Origin of the sequence: Mycobacterium sp. AZCC_0083 (genome assembly GCF_014202335.1) — a bacterium.
Taxonomy (GTDB): Bacteria; Actinomycetota; Actinomycetes; order Mycobacteriales; family Mycobacteriaceae; genus Mycobacterium.
Window position 1 is genome coordinate 606,175 of record NZ_JACHGP010000003.1, and the last position, 19,108, is coordinate 625,282.

Sequence of the window (19,108 nt, forward strand, 5' to 3'; positions counted from 1 at the left end):
GTCGCCGTGTGTGAATCGGGCGACGGCTCAGCGGCGTGTCCCGTCGTCAGATTCACAAACCAAGTCGGCCCAGCAAGCCGCCCCGGCCTCCGTCGTTGCCGTTGTCGTTGTCGGGCAGATGCTGGTTGGGAAACGCGGGGCGCGGTTCGGGGCTGACGCTGATCGGCGCACGCAGGGTCGGCGTCGTCGCCTGATCGGTCTCGGGCCTGCTGGACGGCGACGGTGGCGCTGACTGTTGAGGCGGCGGGGGCGGGGCCACTGATACGGGCGCGGGTTCCAGCATGACGTTCGCCGTCACCTTGGGCGGGGCGACGAACTCCGCTGGCGCCTCGACGACCGGAATGGTCGTCACGATCGGGGTCGGCACGAGGTGAGTGGTTGACCCGCTCTGACCGGGCGCAACGTCGCCGGGACCTGGCCACGACTGGATCACCACGACGGCGCCGGCAAGTCCCACCATGACCGCCACTATGGGTACTGGCCACCACCTGCGCCTGTGCGGCACGTTTTCGGCGACCGGAGTCTCGGCCGTCGGCTCAGCGTCGACCGGCTCGAACAGGTAGGCGAACCGATCAGTCGTGTCCTGGACCCCCACACGGCGATCCTACAAGTGTGTTTGCTCCACTAACAACGAGTTAGCTATGAAGACCTGCCACCGGACGTGATCGAGCACTCCGGTAGGCAGTGGAATGCCGTCCAGCTCGAGCCGGTCGACCGACCTGCGGTCCAGCGCCATCAGCAGCGGTCGCTGCTGGCCACGCTGGATTTGAAGACACGGTAGCGGAGCCTTCGCCGGGGCATCGTCGGTCCGGAATGCGCACACCACGGCAACTGTTGAAGCATTTGCCGTACCGCCCAGCTCGAGTGCTGGGTCAGGTTTCTCGAGCGGTGAGCGACCACACCTCTGCGAGCCGATCGCCGAGCCGTTCGTCGATGGGTATGCGGTAGGCGGCCAAATCGGCGGGCCGCCTCCGGTCGTGAACCGTCAGACCAAGTGCCGGCAGCACGTGGCAAACCTACTAAGGACATCGCGATCGACGGCCGCAAGAGTGTCACTACCCATATTCGTCACGGAGGCGCACGGCGCCCCGCCATAACTCAACTGTCGAGACGCACGTCGAGTAATTGACGCGTGAGCCGGATCACCTCTTCGTGGCGCTGACCAAACTGATCGAGCCGACCATCGGGGAGACGTCGGGATCGTCCTCGGGCGCGGGTCGCCCCAGCTCGCGGAGATATGAGGTGAGCTGGGTGGCTTCGGCCGTCCACCCACGAGCGGCGAACCACTCGTCGGCCGGTGCGTGCTGCTCGTTGTAGACCAGCGTGAAGAACGTGCCCTCCGCACCAGCGGTCCGCTCCTCTGCCCGCTTGGCCTCGAAGGCCGCCTTTGGCATGGGCCTGCCCTCCTCGACCGCGACCCAGCTGCCGGGACTCGACAGCGCGTCGATGCCTGCGAATAGTTGCTCCTGCGCGCTGGCCGGCAGATAGATGAGCAGACCCTCGGCGATCCACGCCGACGGTCGCGACGGGTCGAAGCCGCTCACCTTCAGCGCCGCGGGCCAGTCGTCGCGAAGGTCGACGGCAACCTCGCGGCGTTCGGCGCGCGGAGCGTCCCCGTGGTCGTTGAGCGCCTTGCGCTTGAACGCCAACACCTCGGGTCGATCGAGCTCGTAGACGACGGTGCCGTCGGGCCATGGCAGCCGGTACGCGCGCGAGTCGAGGCCGGCGGCGAGGATGACGATCTGCCGGACGCCGGCGTCCGCGGCCGCGGCGAAGTAGGCGTCGAAGTACTTGGTGCGTGCGCCCTGGAACGACACGAAGTGCCCGCCGAAGTCGGACCGCAGGCGGGAGTAGGCCGGTGCTTCCTCATAGACGTCGCTGTCGACTCCGTCCAGCACGTCGGCCCAGCCGCCCCCGACGGCGCGGCAGAACACGTCGGCATACGGGTCGACCGCGAGGGGTTCGGGCTTCTGCCCCTCCAAAGCCCTTGCCGCGGCGACGAACAGGGCCGTCGAGCCCACGCTGGTGGTGATGTCCCAGGTGTCGTTGTCAGTGCGCATTGGCGCGAGCGTACGCCCGGAATCTGGCAGCAGGCTTACGTCAAACCAGCGGTCGTCCGGTCCGGATCCGCCGGTCGAGGTCTCTGAGCAACACGTTGAACGGGAACTGCCTGACGAAGCGCGGCATCAGGTGGTTGACGGTGCGCAGCACGCTCATCAGGCGGTCGAACCGGCGCTGCCGCTTCGCGTCCCATGGCAGGCGCATCTCATCGCGGAACCTCTGTGGCAGGAACCCCGTCGTGATCAGGAGAGCGGAGCCGTCCGACCACCGTTGCAGCGGCCCCGGCAACTTCACGCCACGGACCCGGCTCGCCGCGATCGGGACCAGGTAGTCGCGCACGGTGTCGTCGATGTGCACCAGGTCCAGCGACTCCTGCCAGTAGCGGTCGAACGCGGCCCGGTCAGCCGGCCACATCGCCGCGGGCACCTGCAGCGTGGTGCCCAGCGCCATCCCCTCGGCGTAATGCCGATCAGCGGTCTCGTCGTCCATCTCGCCGATGAAGGTCCGGTAGACGTCGACCGCGCCCTTGTACAGGCACGCGGCCACCCACATCTGGAGGTCCTTGTCGAAGGCGTTGTACTTCACCCGGCTCTCGTCGGTCGAGTACACCTGCGCATGGGCCCCGTTCACGGCCTTGCGGAAGGCCGCCTTCTGGGCGTCGCTGCCGTTGGTGGCGACGGCCAGGTAGGTGAACGTGGTGCGTGCCCGCTTGATCGGATGCCGGTCGACGCGGCCGCTCTCCACCCGACTCTCCAGGACTCCATAGCCGACTCCCGGCCTGGCCAGCTGCATGATCACGTTGGCAGGGCCTGCCAGCAGCGCCACTCCCATCAGGCCGTCGTCGATTCCCGCCCGACGTGTCCGGACGACGGTGCTCTCCGTGACCGACATTGGCCATCCCCTCCGATAGCAAATCTGAGAACGCGTGTTTCCTGATATTGCCCTGCGCCCGGGGCGGGTGTCAAGATGGTGGGCATGGCTCAGGTCCGGCCCTACGGCGGTGTCGAGGCACGCGAGCGGATCGCTCAGCGTCGACACCGATTGCTCGAGGCGGGACTCGAGTTGCTCGGCGGCACCGACGATGCCGCCGAACTCGCCGTGCGGGCGATCTGCCGTGAGGCAGGCGTCTCCGCGCGGTACTTCTACGAGAGCTTCACCGACAAGGACGAATTGGTCGGCGCGGTCTTCGACTGGGTGATCGCCGACATCGCCGCCACCACCCAGGCCGCCGTGGCCAGCGCGCCGCCGAAGGAACAGAGCCGGGCGGGCATGGCCAACATCGTTAGGACCATTGCCGGCGACCCCCGCATTGGTCGACTGCTGTTCAGTGCGCAGCTGTCCAATGCGGTGCTGGTCCGCAAGCGCGCGGAGTCCGAGGCCTTGTTCGCGATGCTGTCCGGCCAGCACGTGGGCAGCGCGCTGCGCGTGCAGCAGAACGATCGCATCATGGCCACCGCGCATTTCGTGGTCGGCGGCGTCGGACAGACCATCAGTGCGTGGCTTGCCGGTGACGTCGACCTCGAGCCCGATCAGTTCGTCGAGCAGCTGGCGTCCGTCCTCGATGCACTCGCCGACCCGGCGCTCTACAGGCCATCGTAGCCGAACACCGAATCCATCACGGCAGCAAGGGGACTCGCCACAGCGGCATTCCCGGATCGAGCAGGTACAGCCGCGTCACGATGAGCCGCAGGATGCGCAGAGAACCGGTGATCAGAAGAAAGGCCAGCGGCAGTTCGCCGAGCACGGCCGTCAGCCCCGACAGCCACCTCTCCCCCGGCCCTGCCGTAAGGACGTCGAACCAGGCGTCGCAGATCAGCAACACGCCGCTGGTGAAGGCCGTCAGGACGAGCAGTTGGCGGCGCATGAGGCCGAGCCACACCGTGGCGCCCAAGAATCCCAGCAACAGAACGTCGAAGCCCACCCAGGTGGCGGTCCAGTTGTGGGCGACGTACTTCTCGGGCAGCGTGAGCGACAGGTAGACGATCCATGGGATCAACCCGATCGTGGCACTGACCATCAGCACCAGCCGTATCCGTCGGGATCTTTCCAGGACCAACGGGGACAGCAGTTCGCCGAGGGGCCGTTCCAGCCGTTGAATCAGATCTCGGCGCTCATCGGCGGACATCGCGGCGATCTGAGCGTCGGATACCTCGCCGTCACCCATGATCGGGGCTAGTGCGCAGCAGCCACCGGTGGCCGCCGATCGGCTTCGGTCTTCGGCGTCGTCACCGTGTCGATTTCGGTGAACTGCTTGGTCCAGCAGGCGAACTCGAGGGTGGTGCCGTCGGGGTCCTGGAAGTAGAACGAGCGCACGTACACGCCGGGATGCAGCGTCATCGACACCTGGGCCGGGCTCTCGTCGTGGTTGAGCACGGGCCCCACCCGTACGCCCTTCTCCTTGAGTCGCTTGCGGTACTCGTCGAATTTCTCTGCGGGAACGTGGAACGCGAGATGGTTCATTGAGCCGACCGCGCTGACGATCTCGCCGATGCCGGGAATGGCCGCGGGTGCGGATATCCCTGGCACGCCGTCGGGCGCTTCGGCGAACCAGAAGAACGCCACGCAGTCGCCGTTGCCTGCGTCGAAGAAGAAGTGCTGCCCCATGCCGCCGGGCAGGTCAAGCGACTTGACCAGCGGCATGCCGAGCACGCCCGAGTAGAACTCGACCGTCTTCGCCATGTCCGCGCATACCAACGCCACGTGGTTGATGCCGCCCAGTTCGAACTCGGAGTTGGTGTTCTCAGGCTTGATCACGTTGCCGCTCCTCGAGATGCCCGACCCAAGTGGGTCTAGTCAAGGTGTCAATCTGAATCTAACATCAGATTCAGGTTGGATCAATCACTAGGAGAGACTCGAGTGACCGTCGCGCCGCGTGAACAGTTGCCGACCCTTCGGGGCAGGCAGACGCAGGCGGCGATCGACGTCGCGGCGCGGGCGGTCATCGCGCGCAAGGGAATTCTGGCGACGACGATCTCCGACATCGCCGCAGAGGCGGGCCGGTCGACGGCATCGTTCTACAACTACTACGACTCCAAGGAGGCGATGGTCCGCGAATGGGCGCTTCGCTTCCGCGACGAGGCGCGTGACCGAGCCCGTGCGGCCTCCGAGCCGGAGTTGAGCAACCGGGAGCGCGCCTACCGTGCGGCCGCCGCGCACTGGACCACCTACCGGCACCGTCTTGCCGAGATCATCAGCGTCTCTCAGTTGGCAATGGTCAACGACGACTTCGCGCAATATTGGGCCGACATCTGCGAGCTGCCGATCTCGCTCGTCACGACGATGGTGAAACAGGCTCAACAACAAGGGTTCTGTATCGGCGACGACCCCCACCTGACCGCGGTGGCTCTGGTCTCGATGCTGAACCAATTCTGCTACGTACAGTTGAGCGGCGACGGCGCAGGGAACGCCGACGACGAGGCATGCGTCAAGACGTTGGCCAACGTGTTCTACCGAACCATCTACTTCGAGGAGACCTCGCCGACATGACGAAGAATCCGGGAGGATCGGGGACGCCGGGCGTCACCAGGGAGTTCATCGGCGTCGACGCCCCCACCGCCCGCCGTGCCGGCTCGGGCGGGCACCCATGCCAAGGCATCTACTACCGGGGCGTCGGCCGCAAGCCGAAGGTGGCGATGATCGCCGCGCATTATCAGATCGACTTCTCCGAGCACTACCTCGCGGACTACATGGCCACCCGCGGTGTCGGCTTCCTCGGCTGGAACACCCGGTTCCGCGGCTTCGAGAGCACCTTCCTGCTCGACCACGCGCTGGTGGACATCGGGGTGGGCGTGCGCTGGCTGCGTGAGGTTCAGGGCGTGGAAACTGTTGTGCTGCTCGGTAACTCAGGTGGCGGGTCGCTCATGGCGGCCTATCAGGCCCAGGCCGTCGACCCACACGTGACACCGCTGGACGGCATGCGACCGGCGGCAGGTCTCAACGACCTCTTGCCCGCCGACGGTTACGTGGCGAGCGCCGCCCATCCGGGCCGCCCCGACGTGCTGACGACGTGGATGGACGGCTCCGTCGTCGACGAGACCGACCCCGTCGCCAGCGATCGCGCACTCGACCCGTTCGACGAGCGCAACGGCCCGCCGTTCTCGGCCGACTTCATCGAGCGGTACCGGGCCGCGCAGGTCGCCCGCAACCATGCGATCACCGAGTGGGCCGAGACCGAGCTGAAAAGGGTTCGGAAAGCCGGCTTCTCGGACCGGCCCTTCACGGTGTTGCGCACCTGGGCCGATCTGCGCATGGTCGATCCGACCATCGAGCCCACCAAGCGCCCGGCCAACACCTGCTATGCGGGCGTCCCGGTGAAGGCCAACCGGTCCGCGCACGGCATCGCCGCGGCGTGCACCTTGCGCGGCTGGCTGGGCATGTGGAGCCTGCAGCATTCGCAGACCCGCGCCGAACCCCATCTGGCCCGTATCAGCTGCCCGGCGGTGGTGATCAATGCCGAGCAGGACACCGGCGTGTATCCGTCCGACGCACAACGCATTCACGATGCGCTGGCCAGCAAAGACAAGGCGCTGCACTCGATCGACTCCGACCACTACTTCACCACCCCGGGTGCGCGCAGCGAGCAGGCCGACCTGATCACGAAATGGATCGCCAAGCGATGGCGCTGACTCAGAGCGCCTCTCCAATTCAGAGGACCTCTCCAATTCACGAGACGATGACGAGCTTGCCCCTGACCCGGCCGTCGACCAGATAGCGGACGGCGGCCGCCGCCTCGTCCAGGCTGAACGTCCGGTCAACGGCTGGCGTGATCACGCCCTCGGCGATCAATGCCCCAACGGTGGCGAGGTCCTCGGCGCTGTTGCGGACCACGAACGCACGCAGGCGCTGCGTGCCGAATGGGGACAGCAGGTGCGCCGCCAAATTGCGTTCGATGCCGCCGAGCACCGGCCCGCCGTTCTCCCCGCCGGTCACCACCAGCCTGCCGTTGCGGGTCAGCGGGGCCCGCGTGCTGCGTGCCGCCGTCGACCTCGCCAACACCGCAGGGATCGATGCGCTGAGCATGCGCAAGCTGGGCGATGCGCTCGGCGTCGAGGCGATGTCGCTGTACAACCACGTGTCCAACAAGTCCGAGTTGCTCGACGGCATGGTCGACGTCGTGTTCGCAGAGATCGACCTTCCGCCGGCCGACGTGGACTGGCGCGCCGCCATGCGCACCCGCGCGCTGTCGGCCCGCCGCGTGCTGACTCGCCACCGGTGGGCGATCGGATTGATGGAGTCGCGATCTGCGCCTGGACCGGCGACGCTGCGCCACCAGGAGACGAGCCTGCCGTTCGACTCCCCGAAGGATGCGGCGCAGGTCGCCCACGACATACTCAGACAGTCCCCAGCCGGAGAGTATCCCTACCTTGCGGAGCTAGCCGCCGAGCGAGTCATGCAAGCCGACTACGACTTTGGAGACGAGTTCGAGGTCGGCCTCGACCTGCTGCTGGACAGCCTGGAGCGTGCGATCGAAAGGTAATGGCGTGACACCAATCAGAGTCTTGGCCCACTTCGTGCCCGGCGACAAGGCGCGGGCATTGATTGCGCCACACGCCGATTGGCTCGACGTGCGCTACGTCGCCGAGGACGACGACGACACCTTCTATCGCGAGCTGCCCGAGGCGGAGGTGATCTGGCACGTGCTGCGACCTTTGTCGGGCAAAGACCTCGAGGGGGCAACGCGGTGCCGACTGGTGCACAAGCTGGGCGCTGGGGTGAACACCATCGACGTCGACACCGCGACGCAACGAGGCATCGCCGTGGCCAACATGCCCGGCGCCAACGCCCCGTCGGTGGCCGAGGGTGCGGTGCTGTTGATGCTCGCCGCGCTGCGCAGGCTGCCCGCCCTCGATGCGGCCACCAGGGCGGGCACGGGCTGGCCATCGGATCCGACGCTCGGCGAGACGGTCCGCGACATCGGCAGCTGCACCGTCGGACTGGTCGGCTACGGCAATGTCGCCAAACGCGTCGAGACCATCGTGTCGGCGATGGGGGCCGACGTACTTCACACCAGCACCCGCGACGACGGCCACACCGGGTGGCGGCCGCTGCCCGAATTACTCGCCGCAAGCGACGTCGTCTCGCTGCACCTGCCGCTCACCGACCAGACGACCGGGCTGCTCGATGCCACGGGCCTGGCGTTGATGAAGCCCGGCGGCGTGCTGGTCAACACTTCGCGCGGGCCGATCGTCGACGAGGCCGCGCTTGTCGACGCGCTAACTTCGGGACGGCTGACGGCTGCGGGCCTCGACGTGTTCTCCGCCGAGCCGGTCGCCGCGGACAACCCGCTGCTGACCCTCGACAACGTCGTGCTCACCCCGCACGTCACCTGGTACACAGCCGACACCATGCGCCGCTACCTTGGCGAGGCGGTGGACAACTGCGAGCGGTTGCGCGACGGCCGGGACCTGGTAAACCTGGTGAACCACGTCCGGTGAGATCGGCGTCGGCCCGGCTGAGTGAGGCCGGTGCTGCGGTGTGACCACGGGCCCGAATTAGCTTGCAGTGCAGCGGCGTCGGACGAGGAAACGTCGCGTTCTGGTGGGGCTGGACGTCTGGGCTAAGACACGGTGGGGTCCTGGTTGACCCGGAAGGTGTTGAGCGCATTGATGATCGGTGGCGCCAGCTCGATCGACGGGTCCAGTGTCCGGGCTGACTGCAGGGTCACCGCCAGCGCGGCGGCAGCCAGCTCGACGAGGACCTCGCGGTCGACGTCGCCGGTGTTGATGCGGTCGATCATCATCTCGTCGAGGTAACCGACCCAGCCGTGCATCGCGGTGCGCAGGACGGGGGAGATCGGTTCGGTAATGCCGACGGCCAGCAGGGTTCGTTGGGCTCCCCGCCAGCGCAGCTCGTCGACGATGTTTTGTTGATTTGAATCCGAGCCGAGCTGGCCGCGCACCAATGCGACGAAGCTCTCGGCGTAGTCGTCGATATAGGAGATGTGGCTGCGCAGCGCGTGACGCAACTGGTCGGCGAGGTTGGCACCTGCCGGCGGCGGGCTGAGTTGCACCGCAGAGATCTCGCTGGCGATGTCGTTCATGACGGCCAGATACAGGCCACGTTTGTTGTCGAAGTGGTGGGCGATCAGGCCGTAGGCGACGCCGGCTTTCTTGGCGATTTCGGAGGTGGTTACCTGGTCGTAGGGTCGCTGGGCGAACAGCGTGCGGGCGGTGTCGATCAGTTGCTGTCGCCGGTCAGCGACCTCGCGAACACGTCTGGCGCACATGGCGTCAGACTATCCAACCGCAACCGGGGTAGCGCACTAACGCGCCAACGCCCGTGCGCTGTAGGCGACCACGGCGTTGGACAGCTCACCGAGCCCGTCGATTTCGATACGCACCACATGGCCGGGCCGCAGGAAGCGCCCCGTCGGCCATCCGGTGCCGACAAAGGTGCCACACGCGACGATGTCGCCAGGCTGCAGCACGCAGAACTGGCTGAGCGTCGCCGCCGCGGTAGCGTTGACTGTCGCCAGTTCTGGGGTGATCTCACCGCGACAGAACAACTGACCATGATCTCGACACGTGCGCGGCTGTCGATGAATCGCGGCACTGATCGCACTGAAGGTGCCAGCTTCTGTCGAACAAATCACCCCGCGCCCAACTATGCATGCCGCCGACCACTACAGCCTCGCTCTAACGTGCGCAGCGCTCCGCACCGCGGCTTGGGCTCGCATTAGTCTGTCGTCATGGGCGTCACCGGCACCGACCAGCAGCTCATCGATGTGCACGCCCACTTCCTCAACGACGGCTACGTAGTCGCAGCGCGCGCCGCCGGCCACCTTCACCCGGACGGGATGGCGGGCTGGCCGAGCTGGTCGGCCGAGGAGCATCTGCGGCTGATGGACCGCTGGGGCGTGGCAACGGCGATGCTGTCGATTTCTTCACCCGGTACCCACTTTGGTGATGATGCCGCCGCGCGCCGCCTCACCCGGGAAGTCAACGAGTCCGGTGCGGCTATCTCTCGGGCTAACCCCGGGCGGTTCGGTCACTTCGCCTCGCTGCCGCTACCCGACGTGCCTGGCGCGCTCGACGCGCTCGGCTACGCACTCGATGAACTCGACAGTGACGGGTTCACCATCGAAACCAACAGCGCCGGCGTGTATCTCGGCGACGACCGCTACGAACCGCTCTATCGCGAACTGAATCGGCGTCGCGCTGTTGTGTTCGTGCATCCCACGTCACCGCCGTGCGCCGAGGCGATCGCCCTCGGCCGGCCCCGGCCGATGCTGGAGTTCATTTTTGACACCACCCGCACGGTCAGCGACCTTGTCTTCACCGGCACGCTTGCCCGCTACCCCGACATCGAATGGGTCTTCACCCATGGTGGGGGCGCTCTACCACTGCTCGCCGATCGGATGGAACTCTTCCGCACTGTGTTTATCGGCGACGATGACCCGGACAGCGCAGTGCCCCGCCAACTGAGACGGTTGTGGTTCGACATCGCCGGCACGCCATTTCCGCACCAATTGCCCGCCGCTGTCGCGGCGTTCGGCACCGAGCGCCTGCTCTACGGCAGCGACTACTGCTGGACCCCGGCCCACGCAGTCGACGCCCAGCTGGCATCCATCGACCAAGCCGATCAGCCTGCCGACGACAGCTGGCGGGCACTCACCACCCGCAACGCCACCCGGCTGCTGCGTCCCGACAAGTAGCTGCCTGTCACGCCAAACGGCCGCGACGATCGTCAACGCCCCTGCCGCCGCCAGTAGTCAAGTGATCCCTCTGAATCCCAAGACCACGCGCAATCATCAGCTGGATGGAAAACCGTGACCGCAGAACGGGATTGATGTCGAGCACCTTCCCGACATGCCATCGGTTAGCCCGGCCGAACACCGCCATCTCATTTAGTGTCAAACGATTTCGGTGATACCTCGCCAGAATGTCTGCGGGTTCCCAGCGCGCCCTTACGTTGGTTGAACCTCAACGGGAGTGACGCATTTCGGTGTGTCACGCGAATCTGAACGGAATCGTGACGAGAAGAGGCGTGCCATTGCCAGCGACGCCGGAGATCTGCACCCTTCCGCCGAGGGCTTCGACGCGGTCATGGAGTCCGACGAGCCCTGAGCCCTTCGTGAAATCGGCTCCGCCGATTCCGTCGTCTCGGATCGAGAGCCGCAGGGTCGCACCGTCGGTATCTGCGCTGACGTTCACCTCCTACGCCTGAGTGGCGCGCACAGACCGGAGGCCATGCCGGCGTTGTTGGCGATCTCGCTGGTCGTGACTTGGTCAAAGGCGTGCTTTGCGAACAGTTCGCGGGCGGCATCGATGAGCAGGCTTGACGTCGGTCGGTGTCACCTTTGCGGACAGGGGTCGCGAGCATGGCACTGAGGCTAGCCAATGCGGCCGAGTTCGCGGTCGCGTCCGGCCGTGGCAGCGTGCTGGCTGGACACCACGGGATTGGCGATATGCCCGATGCCGTCGATTTCCACCCGGACGGTGTCGCCCGGCTGCAGGAACCGCCCGGCCGGCCAGCCTGTTCCGGCGAACGTTCCACAGGCGACGACGTCGCCGGGTTCCAGGGCGCAGAACTTGCTGAGTTGGCTGATCACCTCGGCGGGGGTGAGGATCAGGTCTGCGATCCGGCCGCGCTGGCGCAGTTCGCCATTGAGGTAGGTGCGTAGCTCAACGGCGTTCACGTCGAGTTCGTCGGCGGTGACCAGCCACGGGCCGAGGGGTCCGTGGCTCGGATAACTCTTGGCCAACGCCGCCGACGTCGGGTTGTCGCATTGCCAGTCACGAACCGTGATGTCGTCAGCGACGGTGTATCCGGCGATGGCTGCGGTTGCGACCGCGGGGGTCACGTCGTGGATTCGTGTGCCGATCACCACGGCGAGTTCGCCTTCCCAGTCGACCTGCGAGGCCCCCTTGGGGAGCACGATCGGGTCGAATGGTCCGGCGATCGACGAGGTTGCCTTGGCGAAGAAGAACGGATACTTCGACTTTGGGTGCGCGAGCACGTATCCGGCGGCGATCCGAATGAGCTTGGGTTCCCGTAGCAGCCATCGCGCGTTGACGTCCTTGCGGTGATCACGCGCGTTGAGCCCGATCGCCATGTACTTGGGCGGGTTCGGCACGGGCGCGTGCAGCCTGATGGAATCGAGCGGCCGCCGCGGCGCGCGGTGCAATAGTGACTGGGCCTGCTCGCGCCAGTCGGGCCGATTCAGCAGTGCCACAATGGATGCCGGTCCGTCCTCGACGGCGCTGAGGTCGGCCACCGTGTCGTCGATGACGACACCGGCGTGGGTCTGCTCGGTGCCAGCGCTAAAGGTGGCCAGTTTCATGCCGTTCCGCCTCTCATAGGGTCTTCCAGCGCAGCGTGCGCATCCCGGCGCGGGCCCGGCGCCCGTCGGGGGGAGCTGAACCTCGTTTGACGAGGCTGGCCACCGGCGTGCCGGCGATGAGGAGCCGCTCGAGAACGTTCGGGTCGAATTCGACGCCGATCGGGTTGTCGTCGAACTCTCCGCTGCCCAGCCAGTCCAACAGGTCCTCGTTGGTGGCGAAGTTGTCCACCTGCAGTTCGATGCGGTTGCCATCGGGGTCTTCGTAGTACAAGGAGGTGGTCGGGCCGTGGTTGATACACCACACCGGATCGATACCCGCGTTGGCCAGACGACGGTAGGTGTCGACCAGGTTCTCGAGGTGGTCGTAGCTGAACGCGACGTGGTCGACGCCGAAGAACTTGCGGCGGACCTTCCACACGGTCGCGGGGATCCTGAGCAATCGGGGCACCCTGACCAATGCGATGCGATGATGCTCCTCGTCGTAGGTCAAGAAGGCGATCCTCTTGTCCTGGAACACCAGGATCGCATCCAGTACCTGCGCGTACCAGCCCGCCATCGCCTCGGGGCGTGGGGTCTTGAACACGATGTGTGCAAGCTTGCTCGGCGCCCCCGGCCGTGGGACCTGCTCGAGATCCTCGGGGCGCACCCGGACACCGGGGGGAGTCGTCGCTGACGTCATGGAAGGACCTCCTCTAGGTCACGGCTACGGTGCATTGGCGGGCATCGTTGTGCGAGCGCGGGGTTGAATCCCGGCGGCCATGCGGCCGGGTAATTGCGGTCGAATTGCCGAGGCTCCAGTCCGCCGATGCCCAGCAGCAGGTCGCTACCGATCACGACCGCGCGGACAGTGGCCATCAGCAGACCGCTGATCGCGGTGGCCCGAAGAAATGTCGGGTCGCGCCGCCCCCGCGCCAACTGGAGCAGTCCATCGGCGAAACCGGCGTTCACCGTGCCCGTTTCGCGGCGGAACCACGGATCGGCGACCAGACCCAGCCGAGGGGCCAGTGACACCGGCACGGCATAGTGTGCGGCCGGGGCAATCGCCACATGGGCGATGCCCGCGGTGGCACCGATGCGGATCTGGTCGTCGGTCAGCCGACGTGTCGGTCGGCTCACCGGACCGGCTTCCAATGGGGATCGCTGATCGCGCCGAGCGCAGTGCTGGTGTCGATCCGTCTGCCGGCCAGGGTCGCGATCAGCCGCCCGACCGCGGGCAATTCCAGCGGCACCAGCGCGTAGGTGGGATAGACCAGTCGGTCGTCGCCGCGTTGGAGGGCCCGCACCATCGCAGCCGCCATCGCCTGCGCCGATACCGCTGGCAGCGTGGTGGGGGGCCCGGACTTCCACGGGAGTTCGTCGATATCGCGCAGCGCAGTCTCGGTGGATCCGGGGATGACCTCCATGACGCGGATCGGTGTGTCGACGAGTTCGAACCGAAGTGACCGAGTCGCCTGCGCCAGAGCAGCTTTCGAAGCCGCGTAATAGCCGAGCAGCGGCAGCGGCACCGATTGAACGGTGGAGGTGACGTTGACGATGGTGCCCGAGCCCGCCGCACGCATGTGCGGCAGCAACGCGGCGGTGAGCGCCAGCGGGGACCACACGTTGAGTTCGAATACGGCCCGCGCGCGGTCGGAGTCGGCGATGACGCCCTGGGCTCCGGTCAGGTTGGTTCCGGCGTTGTTGATCAGTACATCGATGCGGCCCAGCGCGTCCATGGCGTCGCTGGCCAGCTGCTTGGCTGCCCCGCGTTCGGACAAGTCGGTGCTCATCAGCGCCGGCCGCGCGGCGCCGGTGTCCGCGATCTCATCGGCGACCTCGTCGAGAAGGGCGGCCCGGCGCGCCGCCAGCGCCAGCACCGCACCGCTGTCGGCCAGTTGAACGGCCAGGGCCCGGCCGATGCCGCTGGAGGCTCCGGTGAGCAGGACCCGTCGACCTGCCAGAGCGGTCTTGTGGGGGTGGCGCCCGACGGTAGTCACAGTGGGCGCGCTGTTCGAGCAGGGCGCATCGAAGTCTCCTCGAGGGTGACGGTGGTGGGCGGTGGACGATCTACACCTACCATACTGATTGATTATCAGTCAATTATGAGTCGATGGGATCCTCGAAGAAACCGCCGCTGTTCCGGCGTCTGGCGGGCGGCGAAGTTGCACTCGGGGCAGGGACTGGGGCTGAGGCGTTGGCGGCAGTCTCTCGCCACTATCAACTGAAACGGACAGCCCAGGTACCCTCGGTCCCAACCCACCGGTTGATTCAAGGCTGGCCCCAAAGGAGTAGGCATGCCCATCGCGATCACTTCTGAGCACAACGACCTTGCCGATTCGGCTCGGTCCTTCGTGGCGCGGGTGGCGCCGTCGGAGGTTCTGCACGCGGCGCTCGAGACGCCCATCGCCAACCCGCCGACCTATTGGAAGGCCGCTGCCGAACAGGGTCTGCAAGGCCTACACCTGTCGGAATCGGTTGGCGGACAGGGTTTCGGCATCCTCGAGCTGGCGATCGTGCTCGCCGAGTTCGGTTACGGCGCGGTGCCGGGCCCGTTCGTCCCATCGGCAATCGCCAGCGCGCTGATCTCCGCGAACGACCCCGACGACAAGCGACTGGAAGCCCTGGCTTCCGGTGACGCCATCGCCGCGTACGCCATCGACTCCGGGCTGACCGCAACCCGTCAGGGTGACGGCCTGGTCATCCGCGGCGAGGTCCGCGCGGTCCCCGGTGCGGCACAGGCCTCGATCCTGGTGCTGCCGGTCGCGATCGACAGCGGCGAGGAGTGGGTCGTCCTCGATGCCGACCAAGTGGAGATCGAGCCGGTCGCCAGCGTCGACCCGCTGCGCCCCCTCGCGCATGTGCGCGCCAACGCCGTCGAGGTCGGCGACGACCGCGTGCTGGCGAACCTGAGCCGCACGCGTGCCCGCGCCCTGATGTCGACCCTGCTCTCCGCCGAGTGCATCGGCGTCGCCCGCTGGGCCACCGACACCGCATCCGAGTACGCCAAGATCCGCGAGCAGTTCGGCAGGCCGATCGGTCAGTTCCAGGCCATCAAGCACAAGTGCGCGGGCATGATCGCCGAGACCGAGCGCGCCACGGCTGCCGTGTGGGACGCCGCACGCGCCATCGACGAGGACGAGTCGTACGAGTTCGCCGCCGCCGTCGCCGCCACCCTGGCTCCGATCGCCGCACAGCACACCACTCAGGACTGCATCCAGGTGCACGGCGGCATCGGCTTCACCTGGGAGCACGACACCAACGTCTACTACCGGCGGGCGATCGTGCTGGCCGCCTGCTTCGGGCGTGCCGCCGACTACCCGCAACAGGTGGTGGACGTCGCCACCACGACCGGGCTCCGCTCGATCGACATCGACCTCGACCCCGACACCGAGAAGGTCCGCGACGAGATTCGTGCGGAAGTGGCTGGGCTGAAGGAGATTCCGCGCGAGGAGCGCAACGTCGCGATCGCCGAGGGCGGCTGGGTGCAGCCGCACCTGCCCAAGCCGTGGGGCAGGGCGGCCACGCCGATCGAGCAGATCATCATCGCGCAGGAGTTCGCCACCGGCGCCGTGAAGCGCCCGCAGATGGGCATCGCCGCCTGGATCATCCCGTCGATCGTCGCCTACGGCACCGACGTCCAGCAGCAGCGCTTCCTTCCGCCGACCTTCCGCGGCGAAATGATCTGGTGCCAGCTGTTTTCCGAGCCGGGTGCCGGCTCCGACCTGGCCAGCCTGACCACCAAGGCCACCAAGGTCGACGGCGGCTGGCGGATCACCGGCCAGAAGATCTGGACCACCGGCGCGCAGTACTCGAAGTGGGGCGCGCTGCTAGCTCGGACGAACCCGAGCGCGCCGAAACACAATGGCATCACCTATTTCCTTCTCGACATGGAGAGCGAGGGCGTCGAGGTCAAGCCGTTGCGGGAACTGACCGGCAACGCGATGTTCAACACCGTCTTCATCGACGACGTCTTCGTGCCCGACGAGATGGTGCTCGGCGAGGTGGACCGCGGCTGGGAGGTCAGCCGCAACACCTTGACCAACGAACGCGTGTCGATCGGCAGCAGTGAGCCGCCGTTCCTGGCCACCCTCGACCAGTTCGTGACGTTCTTGAAGGACGGCCAGTTCGACCAGATCGAGCAGAACCACGCAGGCCGGTTGATCGCCGAGGGTTACGCAGCCAAGGTGCTCAACTTGCGTTCGACGCTGCTGACGCTGGCCGGCGGCGACCCCATGCCCGCGGCGGCGATCTCCAAGCTGCTCGCCATGAAGACCGGCCAGGGCTACGCCGAGTTCGGGGTGTCGTCGTTCGGCACCGATGCAGCCATCGGCGACCGCGAGCAGCCGTCCGGCAAGTGGGCCGAGTACCTCCTCGCGGGCCGGGCCACCACGATCTACGGCGGAACGACCGAAGTGCAGCTGAACATCATCGCCGAGCGCCTGCTCGGCCTGCCGCGCGATCCGTAGGCGCTGACGCCGCTAGGAATCGCCTGCGCACTCCGAGGGCACCGCCGCCGAGCATTCGCCGCCGGCTTCCTCGGTCGCCGCCCGAAGCAGCGTGTGCAGTGCTGCCCGCTGGTCGTCGTCGAGCCCCGAAAGCACGCGTCGCTCCACCGTGATGAGGACGTCCTCGATGGCAGCCAGCCGATCGTGGCCTGCCGCGGTCAGTGCCACGGTGTGGCGACGCCGGTCCAGAGGCGATCGCCGCCGTTCGACGAGGCCCGCCGTCTCGAGCTCGTTGAGCAGGCCGACGACGTTCGTCGGGTCGATCCTGAGCACGTGGGCGAGGTCGGCCTGGGGGCGTTCGCCGGAATCGCGGAGCAGCGTCAGCGCGATGACGTGACGCGCGCGCAGGTCGAACCGCTCGATCTCGGACTCCGATTCCGCGCGCAGGCGTCGCGCGAGATGCTCCAGAAGCGGCCCCGACAACTGCCGACTCGGCGAGACGATCGGGAGCTCGGGCATGCCTCCAGCCTAGGGGAATGAATCAACGATGGATCTGGTATAGATAGTTTGTACTACATCAACTATCTATGAAGGACATTCCATGGCGCATCTTCTTCACATCGACACCTCCATCCAAGGAGACCAGTCCACCAGTCGCCGGTTGAGCGCCAGGGCGGCCGACCGTTGGCGTGCCGCGCACCCGGACGGCACCGTGACCTACCGGGACTTCGCCGTCGACCCCATTCCGCACCTCGACGCCGCGGGCGGGTTGGCCAGACTGGTCCCGCCTGAGAACCACACGCCCGCCCAGGCCGCGTCGTTCGCGCGCAGCGTCGAGCTGATCGACGAGATCGAGAGGGCAGACACCGTGCTCCTTGGGCTGCCGCTCTACAACTTCGGGCCACCGAGCACGGTGAAGTCCTGGGTCGATCACCTGGTCGCGCCGGGGTTGACGTTCGACGCGGAGACCCACGAGGGCCTGCTGGGAGACACCGAGTTCATCGTGTTGGCCGCCCGCGGTGGCGGTTACGGACCCGGCACCCCGCGCCACGGATGGGACCACGCGGAGACCTGGCTGCCACACGCGGTGTCGTTGACGGGACTGTCGCCTCGATTCATCACGGCGGAGTTGACGATGGCAGACAGCAACCCCGCCATGGCCGAACTGCGACCGCTGGCCGCCGCCAGCCTGACCTCCGCCGAACGGGACATCGACGACTTGTGGGCGAGGTCGAAAGTGGCGTGACACGCTTGGGTGACATCGCGGCTTAGGAGGATGTCACGAGCGGCAAGGACGGCATCACGCTGCGCCAGTTGCGGTACTTCACCGTGCTCGGCGAGGAGCTGAACTACCGTCGCGCCGCCGAGCGCCTGTTCATCACCCAGCCGGCGCTGTCCACTGCCATCAAGCAGCTCGAGCATCAGCTCGGCGTCCTTCTGTTCACCCGCAGCACCAGGGAAGTCGCGCTGACCGACCTCGGCGCCGCATGGCTGCCCAAGGTGCACGACGCACTTCGCGGTGTCGACGCCGCCGTCGACGACCTCGTCTCGGCGTCCCGGCGCGACCGGCGAATCCGGTTGGGCTATCTGATCGGTACCGGGGCTGACGTGCTGTTCCGGCTGGTCCGCCACTTCGAGACGGCCTATCCCGAGATCAGCGTGGAGCCAAGGGAATTCGATTTCTCCGACCCCACTGCCGGACTGGCCGATGGCACCACGGAGGTGGCCATCATCCGGCCACCGGTGGATCTGCCGGATCATCGGATGCTGATCCTCGACGCCGAGGACTGGGTAGCCTGCCTACCCAGGGATCACCGACTCGCACAGCGGGACGAGCTGTCGATCACCGAATTGCTGGACGATCCCATCGTGGTGGCACCGGGCAGCGCAGGGCGATGGCGCGACTACTGGATGGCAATGGATGCGCGCGACGGGCGGCCGCCGACGATCGCGGCCGTCGCCGCCACCTACGAGGAGGAGACGACGACCATCGCGCGGGGCCTCGGCATCAGTTTCACCAGCCAGGCCAGCGCGCGGCTGTACGGCAGGCAGGGCATCGTCTACGTGCCGATCATCGACCGGCCGCGCAACTACACCGCGCTGGCGTGGAATCCCGCGGCCGTGAGCCACGACGCGGCCGCGTTGATCCGCCAGGTCCGCGACGAGTGGAGCTTCGGTGAGGGGCAGTCGACGGAGCGACCAGCGACCTACTCCTGAAGCGCATCCCGCGACGTAACTTCTAATGAATCGAGCCATTGATAACCGGAAGTTATCAGTAGATCAGAAACTGGAACTTCCGCATACAGCTCAGGAGGCGTTTCCTCGGAACATTCGACTACCC

At 66.8% G+C, this 19,108-nt stretch carries 25 protein-coding genes; 9 read left to right on the plus strand and 16 right to left on the minus strand.

What is annotated here, in order from left to right:
* Window positions 1–52: 52 nt before the first annotated feature.
* The 4 genes from HNP02_RS10080 to HNP02_RS10090 form a co-directional block, all read right to left on the minus strand.
* Complete coding sequence (locus tag HNP02_RS10080) at window positions 53–595, minus strand: hypothetical protein (protein WP_184437630.1); 543 nt, start codon at window positions 593–595, stop codon at window positions 53–55.
* Window positions 596–872: 277 nt separating this feature from the next.
* Entirely contained in the window at window positions 873–1,007 is a 135-nt protein-coding gene (locus HNP02_RS42600) for a hypothetical protein (RefSeq protein WP_255506351.1), read from the minus strand.
* A gap of 135 nt (window positions 1,008–1,142) precedes the next feature.
* On the minus strand, window positions 1,143–2,060 hold the full coding sequence (locus tag HNP02_RS10085; protein ID WP_184437632.1) for an SAM-dependent methyltransferase: 918 nt from the start codon (window positions 2,058–2,060) through the stop codon (window positions 1,143–1,145).
* Between the two features lie 40 nt (window positions 2,061–2,100).
* A complete protein-coding gene (locus HNP02_RS10090) occupies window positions 2,101–2,952 on the minus strand; it encodes an oxygenase MpaB family protein (protein ID WP_184437633.1) in 852 nt (283 codons plus the stop codon).
* 75 nt (window positions 2,953–3,027) lie between these two features.
* Between HNP02_RS10090 and HNP02_RS10095 the strand changes: the two genes are divergently transcribed.
* On the plus strand, window positions 3,028–3,660 hold the full coding sequence (locus HNP02_RS10095; protein WP_375373650.1) for a TetR/AcrR family transcriptional regulator: 633 nt from the start codon (window positions 3,028–3,030) through the stop codon (window positions 3,658–3,660).
* A gap of 16 nt (window positions 3,661–3,676) precedes the next feature.
* Here the strand turns inward: HNP02_RS10095 and HNP02_RS10100 are convergent, their stop codons facing one another.
* The gene (locus HNP02_RS10100; RefSeq protein ID WP_184437637.1) at window positions 3,677–4,225 is read right to left on the minus strand and encodes a hypothetical protein; all 549 of its coding nucleotides are present in this window, start codon (window positions 4,223–4,225) and stop codon (window positions 3,677–3,679) included.
* Between the two features lie 8 nt (window positions 4,226–4,233).
* Window positions 4,234–4,815, minus strand: a complete 582-nt coding sequence (locus HNP02_RS10105; RefSeq protein WP_184437639.1) for a VOC family protein — start codon at window positions 4,813–4,815, stop codon at window positions 4,234–4,236.
* A gap of 102 nt (window positions 4,816–4,917) precedes the next feature.
* Here HNP02_RS10105 and HNP02_RS10110 point away from each other — a divergent pair, with 102 nt between their 5' ends.
* Together HNP02_RS10110 and HNP02_RS10115 are read left to right on the plus strand one after the other, a co-directional pair.
* Entirely contained in the window at window positions 4,918–5,547 is a 630-nt protein-coding gene (locus HNP02_RS10110; RefSeq protein ID WP_184437641.1) for a TetR/AcrR family transcriptional regulator, read from the plus strand.
* Complete coding sequence (locus HNP02_RS10115) at window positions 5,544–6,686, plus strand: alpha/beta hydrolase (protein WP_184437643.1); 1,143 nt, start codon at window positions 5,544–5,546, stop codon at window positions 6,684–6,686. The genes HNP02_RS10110 and HNP02_RS10115 overlap by 4 nt, the downstream gene beginning before the upstream one ends.
* 37 nt (window positions 6,687–6,723) lie before the next feature.
* Here HNP02_RS10115 and HNP02_RS10120 read toward each other — a convergent pair whose 3' ends face one another.
* Window positions 6,724–7,056: a zinc-binding dehydrogenase gene (locus tag HNP02_RS10120; RefSeq protein ID WP_309241494.1), complete on the minus strand. Its 333-nt coding sequence runs from the start codon at window positions 7,054–7,056 to the stop codon at window positions 6,724–6,726.
* Between HNP02_RS10120 and HNP02_RS10125 the strand changes: the two genes are divergently transcribed.
* Together HNP02_RS10125 and HNP02_RS10130 are read left to right on the plus strand one after the other, a co-directional pair.
* Window positions 6,950–7,537 carry a TetR/AcrR family transcriptional regulator C-terminal domain-containing protein gene (locus HNP02_RS10125; RefSeq protein WP_184437647.1) on the plus strand — a complete coding sequence of 196 codons (588 nt, stop codon included), beginning with the start codon at window positions 6,950–6,952 and terminating at the stop codon, window positions 7,535–7,537. The genes HNP02_RS10120 and HNP02_RS10125 overlap by 107 nt on opposite strands.
* A gap of 13 nt (window positions 7,538–7,550) precedes the next feature.
* Complete coding sequence (locus HNP02_RS10130) at window positions 7,551–8,495, plus strand: 2-hydroxyacid dehydrogenase (protein WP_184437828.1); 945 nt, start codon at window positions 7,551–7,553, stop codon at window positions 8,493–8,495.
* A 122-nt stretch (window positions 8,496–8,617) separates the two neighbouring features.
* Here the strand turns inward: HNP02_RS10130 and HNP02_RS10135 are convergent, their stop codons facing one another.
* Window positions 8,618–9,286, minus strand: a complete 669-nt coding sequence (locus HNP02_RS10135) for a TetR/AcrR family transcriptional regulator (protein ID WP_184437650.1) — start codon at window positions 9,284–9,286, stop codon at window positions 8,618–8,620.
* A gap of 36 nt (window positions 9,287–9,322) precedes the next feature.
* A complete protein-coding gene (locus HNP02_RS10140) occupies window positions 9,323–9,565 on the minus strand; it encodes a fumarylacetoacetate hydrolase family protein (protein WP_221317347.1) in 243 nt (80 codons plus the stop codon).
* A gap of 183 nt (window positions 9,566–9,748) precedes the next feature.
* On the opposite strand from HNP02_RS10140, the gene HNP02_RS10145 reads away from it, so the two are divergent.
* The gene (locus tag HNP02_RS10145) at window positions 9,749–10,714 is read left to right on the plus strand and encodes an amidohydrolase family protein (RefSeq protein ID WP_184437652.1); all 966 of its coding nucleotides are present in this window, start codon (window positions 9,749–9,751) and stop codon (window positions 10,712–10,714) included.
* A gap of 295 nt (window positions 10,715–11,009) precedes the next feature.
* On the opposite strand, the gene HNP02_RS10150 is transcribed toward HNP02_RS10145, so the two are convergent.
* From HNP02_RS10150 to HNP02_RS10175, 6 genes are read right to left on the minus strand one after another with little or no spacing between them, the layout of a single operon-like run.
* Entirely contained in the window at window positions 11,010–11,213 is a 204-nt protein-coding gene (locus HNP02_RS10150; RefSeq protein ID WP_184437654.1) for a hypothetical protein, read from the minus strand.
* Window positions 11,210–11,335, minus strand: coding sequence for a helix-turn-helix domain-containing protein (locus HNP02_RS44015; RefSeq protein WP_184437832.1), 126 nt, complete (start codon window positions 11,333–11,335; stop codon window positions 11,210–11,212). The genes HNP02_RS10150 and HNP02_RS44015 overlap by 4 nt, the downstream gene beginning before the upstream one ends.
* Window positions 11,336–11,392: 57 nt before the next feature.
* Entirely contained in the window at window positions 11,393–12,343 is a 951-nt protein-coding gene (locus HNP02_RS10160; RefSeq protein ID WP_184437656.1) for a fumarylacetoacetate hydrolase family protein, read from the minus strand.
* Window positions 12,344–12,356: 13 nt separating this feature from the next.
* Window positions 12,357–13,022 (minus strand): VOC family protein, encoded by a 666-nt coding sequence (locus HNP02_RS10165; protein ID WP_184437658.1) that lies wholly within the window; start codon window positions 13,020–13,022, stop codon window positions 12,357–12,359.
* Window positions 13,019–13,459 carry a hypothetical protein gene (locus HNP02_RS10170; protein ID WP_184437660.1) on the minus strand — a complete coding sequence of 147 codons (441 nt, stop codon included), beginning with the start codon at window positions 13,457–13,459 and terminating at the stop codon, window positions 13,019–13,021. Before HNP02_RS10170 ends, HNP02_RS10165 begins: the two co-directional genes overlap by 4 nt.
* On the minus strand, window positions 13,456–14,319 hold the full coding sequence (locus HNP02_RS10175) for an SDR family NAD(P)-dependent oxidoreductase (protein WP_309241496.1): 864 nt from the start codon (window positions 14,317–14,319) through the stop codon (window positions 13,456–13,458). The genes HNP02_RS10170 and HNP02_RS10175 overlap by 4 nt, the downstream gene beginning before the upstream one ends.
* A gap of 297 nt (window positions 14,320–14,616) precedes the next feature.
* On the opposite strand from HNP02_RS10175, the gene HNP02_RS10180 reads away from it, so the two are divergent.
* Entirely contained in the window at window positions 14,617–16,788 is a 2,172-nt protein-coding gene (locus HNP02_RS10180) for an acyl-CoA dehydrogenase (RefSeq protein WP_184437662.1), read from the plus strand.
* Window positions 16,789–16,800: 12 nt separating this feature from the next.
* On the opposite strand, the gene HNP02_RS10185 is transcribed toward HNP02_RS10180, so the two are convergent.
* Window positions 16,801–17,286 carry a MarR family winged helix-turn-helix transcriptional regulator gene (locus HNP02_RS10185; protein ID WP_184437664.1) on the minus strand — a complete coding sequence of 162 codons (486 nt, stop codon included), beginning with the start codon at window positions 17,284–17,286 and terminating at the stop codon, window positions 16,801–16,803.
* A gap of 82 nt (window positions 17,287–17,368) precedes the next feature.
* On the opposite strand from HNP02_RS10185, the gene HNP02_RS10190 reads away from it, so the two are divergent.
* On the plus strand, window positions 17,369–18,013 hold the full coding sequence (locus HNP02_RS10190) for an FMN-dependent NADH-azoreductase (protein WP_184437666.1): 645 nt from the start codon (window positions 17,369–17,371) through the stop codon (window positions 18,011–18,013).
* 68 nt (window positions 18,014–18,081) lie between these two features.
* Window positions 18,082–18,984, plus strand: a complete 903-nt coding sequence (locus tag HNP02_RS10195) for a LysR family transcriptional regulator (protein ID WP_255506353.1) — start codon at window positions 18,082–18,084, stop codon at window positions 18,982–18,984.
* Window positions 18,985–19,108 lie beyond the last annotated feature (124 nt).